The organism is Limosilactobacillus vaginalis DSM 5837 = ATCC 49540, from assembly GCF_000159435.1.
GTDB classification, from domain to species: domain Bacteria; phylum Bacillota; class Bacilli; order Lactobacillales; family Lactobacillaceae; genus Limosilactobacillus; species Limosilactobacillus vaginalis.
This window is the reverse complement of sequence record NZ_GG693417.1, coordinates 24,679-29,709: the sequence shown is the minus strand read 5'-3', so window position 1 is coordinate 29,709 and position 5,031 is coordinate 24,679. Positions and strand designations below refer to the sequence as shown.

Here is a 5,031-nt window from a genome sequence, read left to right as displayed (position 1 = left end):
TCATTTGGTCACCTTCTTGGTGGCTTTTTTCTTTACCCCTTGAAACGAATTCACCAGCACAATCAGCATGGCAATTGCTACTGCTGTGAAAAATACTATTTGTGCCATCTAACCACCTCCTATCTTGGAAAACTTTGGTTCCAGTCGATTTCATCCGTGTGGTTAAAAATCCATTTTTTGGCAACTGGCAAATTTACCTTCACCGTTCTTCCCTTGCCGGGATATGGTTCTGTTGACCATTTCCTAGTTTCTGGATAAGCATGTAGAATAAACATTTTTATCCATTCCTTTGATTTATTTCCCGGAATAAATGGCCGAAGTTCTTCAACGCCAACCCACTTTTCTTCAGCCTCTTTCTTTTGCGGTGGAAGAAGATATGGTTTCAAATACTCAGCAACTGCCTTACGATCCTCAGGCGGTGTTTCTTTGACGAGCTCAAGTAATGCACTCATCTGATCAGATCCTTTCTTTACAACACGTTTGCTATAATCACCATGAAAGGTGGTGAAGTATATGACTAAAGAAGAATTTGAAAAACGTTGGTCGCAATTCATCAAAGAATTTAATCAGAATTTTGATAGCCCCGAAGTTAGCCAACAGCTTCAAGATGTTGCAATTCAAAATACTGATAATCCAGAAGACCTGAAGATAAATTACGAACACATTTACCAACAGCAACGCATGGATAACTTAGTTAAAGATGCGATCGAATCTTTTTTAGACTTTGACGAAAATTGATAAGAGATTTTTGTGCTGATTCTTTATCAATTTTTATAGGAGCTTTTATGGGCTCCTTTTTTGTTTCAATCGTTTCTTTCATTAGTTGCCCGTGAAAATCAAATAATTGTGGAGCCATGCTTTTCTCCTTTCTAATTACGTTCATACTTGATTCCAAAATCCTTAATTAAGGTAATAATGAATTTGTTTGCAGCAGGTGTTGTCTTCCGACCAGCTAAGTAGTCAGAGACATCTTGCTTGTTCATGCCATACATAGTTGCAAGCTGTGCACGAGAAATATCGTGATCAGCTAAGTAATTTATAATACGTTCACGACCGCTTAGTGTTTCAGGCATTCTTCATTCTCCTTTCTTACGTAATCCTCCTCGCCCACCTCAGCGTAAGATGAAATGATAGAAAAATTGCCAAAAATATCCTAAATGTATTGACTGGAATTACCCAAACGGGTACCATTAAGGCATAAGAAATAAATAGTTATATTCAATAATGCCCCCCCTGAGATTCCGGCAAGAATACTATTATAGAGGGGCTGAATTAACACGCTATTTTTTCTATCAAATTAACTTACAAGCATATATTAACCTATATGGGTTAATTAGTCAATGGTAATTTCCCATTTAGGTAATATTTTCTTGTATCAAGAGAGGACTATCTTGATATGACAACCTTTGAACGAATAAAGGAATTAGCAAAAAAGCAACATATTAGTATAAAAAAGCTTTCTACGGATCTAGGCTTCGGCGAAAGCACTATTTATAAATGGAAGGAACAGGAGCCAAAAGGTAAAGACTTAGCTAAAGTAGCAGATCGTTTTCACGTTTCTACTGATTACCTTCTCGGCCGCACCGATACTCCACAGTTTACCCGCAAAGATGAACGAGATGTTCAGAAGATCCTTACTGATATGACTGAAGGCCTTAGTAACGACTCTTCCCTAGCCTATATGAAAAACGGCGGTGAGGAAATTGACGAAGAGGACGCCGAGCTGCTTCGTGCTTCACTTGAAAATGTCATTCGTCAATCAAAACTAATTGCAAAGCAGAAGTTCACACCAAAGAAGTACCGGAAGGATAAAGATTAACGAGGTGACCGTTTATGCTAAGAGAACGCATTAAGCGAAAGGCTCATGAAGTTATCTATTCTGCTGGGACTCGCGATCCAATTAAAATATGCGAAGCGAAAAACATTCCTGTATATTATGACGATCTAGGCAAACAAATCATGGCTTACCATACTGTGATAAAAAGAATACCCGCCATCGTGCTTTCAACACGAAATAGCGAGTTTGAAAATACTTATTCTTGTGGTCACGAGCTTGGTCATCACTTCTGCCGACACAAAGGAAACGCTGAGCATCTCGATAGAAAGAATCTTCGTTTCTCTTCTATTGGAGACGAAGCAGAAGCTAACGAATTTATGGTTGACTTAATGCTTGACGGTATTAACAAGCGTGATTTTGAAACTAAAGAACAATTACTCAAGGCTTGTGGCATTCCGCTGTGGGCTGAAAGATATGTAGAACTTTAAATAATTATTGTCCAAACACTGAAGACGTTAAAAGCTGAATTAATTAAAGGAGATTCTTTATTATGGGACTATTTAAATCAAAGGAAGAAAAAGAGCAAGAAAAGCAAGCTAAAATGCAACAATGGTTAAAAGATCGTAACTTGGAAGATTTATCTGAGGACGACTACGCTCAAGTAGATCGTATTAAAACGGAATTATGGGGTACGGGATTTATAGGCGCATTGAATGGTATCGTAGGCAGTGACAAAGACCTTCTGCGTAACATGCAATATATTCTTTTAGGGATTTCAGAGCAGAACTGGCTTTTAATTAAGCAGAATGATAAATTAGCCAAGCAAAACGAAGAAATCATTAAATTACTAAAAGATAAAAACTAAAGTTCAGGAGTAAATCATGAAAAAAGTAGGTTTAATCTGCGCCGCATTACTTGCTGGGATGTCACTCTCAGCCTGCAACAACATGGCATCACACCAAATGCATAAAAGTTCTAGCAGCAGTTCAATCAAAGTAACCAAGCATCATAAAGTACACCAAAAGCATAACAGGAAACGCTCCTCCGTTAGTTCTGCGGCATCAATTAGTTCCACTAACCAGTCAAACGGACAAAGCCAATCAAGTGTTCAAAGCTCTTCGACTCAATCAAGTCAAATTCCCAACAGCAATAATGGTGATCCTCATCTGGCAGATGGTACAGATGTATATGACTTGCCGTTAAGTGACCCCCGTAATCCTGATTCATATAAGCAAGGCGAACTTATGGATATATCTGGCGATCCTAAATATCAAAATCCAGATGGATCAGTAAATGCTGAGGGAAGTGCCAAAATCTCAAGCATTGAGTCTACTTTTCACCAACCTCAGAATTAATGATTGGAGATGGATTAATTGAAGAAGATAATCCTAACCTGCACCACCTTACTAGCCACCCTCACCTTAGTTGGCTGTAATAACCTGGTATCACAACAATCGCACAAGAATTCTAGCAGTAGTTTGTCTGCCAAAGCGGTCAAGCACCACAAGGCCCACAAAAAGGTAGCTAAGAAAGCAAAGAAAAAGAAGCAAAGCTCTTCGTTAGTCTCTGCTTCTACTATTAACCAATCTACACAATCCAGTCAGCAACAAATAACCTCATCTTCTACGGTACAGTCAAGTAGCTCATCCCAGCCAAATGCCCGGAACAGTCAGCAACAGGCACGTGACCAGGCCACTACCGAGGACCAGGCCCGTGCGATGCTCGGTGGTGCCAACGGCGATCTGCAGGCAACGAGGACTTCCAATGGCTGGACCTTTTCTGGAGATGGCTATACGGCCACCGTTGGAGACGATGGAAGCATATCGCATAACTAAAGCATCCCCCGCTAAATTATAAAGTTATATAGTACCTTTGATAAATAACGTCCAAACCCTGATGACGTAAAAAGCTGGTAAATGAAAAAGCCCATCCCCTGCTGGCACAGAGAATGGACTATGGGTTGAATTTTATGGATAACAGATTCAACCCTTCAATTATAGCATATTGGAGGGATATACTATGGCAACTTATTTTAAGCGTGGTAAAACCTGGTCTACAAAAGTCCGCTGGTACGATGATGACGGTAAACGTCATTCTAAGTCCAAGTCGGGCTTTTCTACTAAACTCCTTGCTAAGCAATGGGCAATAGACCAAGAAAGCAAGTTAAATAAAGGTGTACAAATTGCTAAAGAAATTAGTCTAGTCGATTATTACAACAACTGGGTTAACACCTATAAGAAAGATAAACTATCAGAAATTACGCTTGACCGTTATAAATATACTGGCGAAGCACTCAAAGGCTTCTTTCATGATGACAAGATAAAATCAATTACCCGTGTAAAATATCAAGAGTTTATCAATCAGTACGGGGCTACTCATGCTCCTACCACAGTTAAAAAAGTTAATTCAATTATTCGTGCCTGTGTTAAATCGGCAATCTTAGATGATTACTTATACAAAGACTTTACTCAACGAGTAGAACTGACTGCTAACAAAGATAAAGTCGTAAAAGTAGATTACCTGAATCTCAAAGAAATTCACCAATTACTAACCGCTGCGACTGATAAGATTGAACATCGCCCTGGCTTTACTAGTCGCTTTATGATTGTCACCGCTATTTACACCGGTATGCGGTTAGCTGAGATTCAAGCTTTAACCTGGAATGACATTGATTGGTTACACCAGACAATAAACATCAACAAATCGTGGGATATGAAGACTCATGATTTCAAACCAACGAAGACTGAATCAAGTAATCGTAAAATCAAAGTTAATCCTGAGTTATTACATTACTTAAAAATACTCCAAGATAATCGACAATCAAATTTAGTGTTTATGAATCAGTACAAAAGCATCCCCACAAGTAATGCAGTCAATAAAACGCTCAGGAGCCTGTTAGAGAGCTTAAACATTGATCGACGTAACTTTCACTTTCATTCACTTAGACACAGCCATGTGGCGCTCCTATTGGCAAATGGAATAGATCTATATGCAATCAGTAAAAGATTAGGTCACAGTAATATTTCTATAACTGCTAACACCTACGCCTACCTTATTGATGAGTACCAAAGTAAAACTGATAAGCAAATCATCACTGCTCTATCAAGGATTTAAATGGGACCCATTTGGGACCCAAAGTCATTATTTCTTATGTTTTTCCATGATTTCTTTAAAATCAAAAAATCACCGCTAATCCTTTAATATCAAGGGTTAACGGTGATTTTCTTATTCTTCATAGTTCTTCAATTTTCTTC

At 38.6% G+C, this 5,031-nt stretch carries 9 protein-coding genes; 7 read left to right on the top strand and 2 right to left on the bottom strand.

Annotated elements, in window-relative coordinates; genetic code table 11:
* Nucleotides 1-119 precede the first annotated feature (119 nt).
* Nucleotides 120-452 carry a hypothetical protein gene (locus HMPREF0549_RS08570; protein WP_003717901.1) on the bottom strand — a complete coding sequence of 111 codons (333 nt, stop codon included), beginning with the start codon at nucleotides 450-452 and terminating at the stop codon, nucleotides 120-122.
* A 61-nt stretch (nucleotides 453-513) separates the two neighbouring features.
* On the opposite strand from HMPREF0549_RS08570, the gene HMPREF0549_RS08565 reads away from it, so the two are divergent.
* On the top strand, nucleotides 514-738 hold the full coding sequence (locus tag HMPREF0549_RS08565; protein ID WP_003717900.1) for a hypothetical protein: 225 nt from the start codon (nucleotides 514-516) through the stop codon (nucleotides 736-738).
* A 131-nt stretch (nucleotides 739-869) separates the two neighbouring features.
* Here the strand turns inward: HMPREF0549_RS08565 and HMPREF0549_RS08560 are convergent, their stop codons facing one another.
* Nucleotides 870-1,073 carry a hypothetical protein gene (locus tag HMPREF0549_RS08560; RefSeq protein WP_003717899.1) on the bottom strand — a complete coding sequence of 68 codons (204 nt, stop codon included), beginning with the start codon at nucleotides 1,071-1,073 and terminating at the stop codon, nucleotides 870-872.
* A 323-nt stretch (nucleotides 1,074-1,396) separates the two neighbouring features.
* Between HMPREF0549_RS08560 and HMPREF0549_RS08555 the strand changes: the two genes are divergently transcribed.
* The 6 genes from HMPREF0549_RS08555 (at nucleotide 1,397) to HMPREF0549_RS08530 (ending at nucleotide 4,891) form a co-directional block, all read left to right on the top strand.
* Nucleotides 1,397-1,819, top strand: a complete 423-nt coding sequence (locus HMPREF0549_RS08555) for a helix-turn-helix domain-containing protein (RefSeq protein WP_003717898.1) — start codon at nucleotides 1,397-1,399, stop codon at nucleotides 1,817-1,819.
* A gap of 14 nt (nucleotides 1,820-1,833) precedes the next feature.
* Nucleotides 1,834-2,265 (top strand): ImmA/IrrE family metallo-endopeptidase, encoded by a 432-nt coding sequence (locus HMPREF0549_RS08550; protein ID WP_003717897.1) that lies wholly within the window; start codon nucleotides 1,834-1,836, stop codon nucleotides 2,263-2,265.
* 62 nt (nucleotides 2,266-2,327) lie between these two features.
* Complete coding sequence (locus HMPREF0549_RS08545; RefSeq protein WP_003717896.1) at nucleotides 2,328-2,642, top strand: hypothetical protein; 315 nt, start codon at nucleotides 2,328-2,330, stop codon at nucleotides 2,640-2,642.
* A 16-nt stretch (nucleotides 2,643-2,658) separates the two neighbouring features.
* Complete coding sequence (locus HMPREF0549_RS08540) at nucleotides 2,659-3,132, top strand: hypothetical protein (protein ID WP_003717895.1); 474 nt, start codon at nucleotides 2,659-2,661, stop codon at nucleotides 3,130-3,132.
* An 18-nt stretch (nucleotides 3,133-3,150) separates the two neighbouring features.
* The gene (locus HMPREF0549_RS08535) at nucleotides 3,151-3,612 is read left to right on the top strand and encodes a hypothetical protein (RefSeq protein ID WP_040531856.1); all 462 of its coding nucleotides are present in this window, start codon (nucleotides 3,151-3,153) and stop codon (nucleotides 3,610-3,612) included.
* Nucleotides 3,613-3,796: 184 nt separating this feature from the next.
* Nucleotides 3,797-4,891, top strand: a complete 1,095-nt coding sequence (locus HMPREF0549_RS08530) for a site-specific integrase (protein WP_003717893.1) — start codon at nucleotides 3,797-3,799, stop codon at nucleotides 4,889-4,891.
* Nucleotides 4,892-5,031 lie beyond the last annotated feature (140 nt).

What these genes read in the sequence shown, in the direction of transcription:
- HMPREF0549_RS08550 (WP_003717897.1), top strand. Translation starts at nt 1,834, where the DNA reads ATGCTAAGAGAACGCATTAAGCGAAAGGCTCATGAAGTTATCTATTCT.
- HMPREF0549_RS08530 (WP_003717893.1), top strand. Translation starts at nt 3,797, where the DNA reads ATGGCAACTTATTTTAAGCGTGGTAAAACCTGGTCTACAAAAGTCCGC.
- HMPREF0549_RS08540 (WP_003717895.1), top strand. Translation starts at nt 2,659, where the DNA reads ATGAAAAAAGTAGGTTTAATCTGCGCCGCATTACTTGCTGGGATGTCA.
- HMPREF0549_RS08560 (WP_003717899.1), bottom strand. Translation starts at nt 1,073, where the DNA reads ATGCCTGAAACACTAAGCGGTCGTGAACGTATTATAAATTACTTAGCT.
- HMPREF0549_RS08570 (WP_003717901.1), bottom strand. Translation starts at nt 452, where the DNA reads ATGAGTGCATTACTTGAGCTCGTCAAAGAAACACCGCCTGAGGATCGT.
- HMPREF0549_RS08555 (WP_003717898.1), top strand. Translation starts at nt 1,397, where the DNA reads ATGACAACCTTTGAACGAATAAAGGAATTAGCAAAAAAGCAACATATT.
- HMPREF0549_RS08565 (WP_003717900.1), top strand. Translation starts at nt 514, where the DNA reads ATGACTAAAGAAGAATTTGAAAAACGTTGGTCGCAATTCATCAAAGAA.
- HMPREF0549_RS08545 (WP_003717896.1), top strand. Translation starts at nt 2,328, where the DNA reads ATGGGACTATTTAAATCAAAGGAAGAAAAAGAGCAAGAAAAGCAAGCT.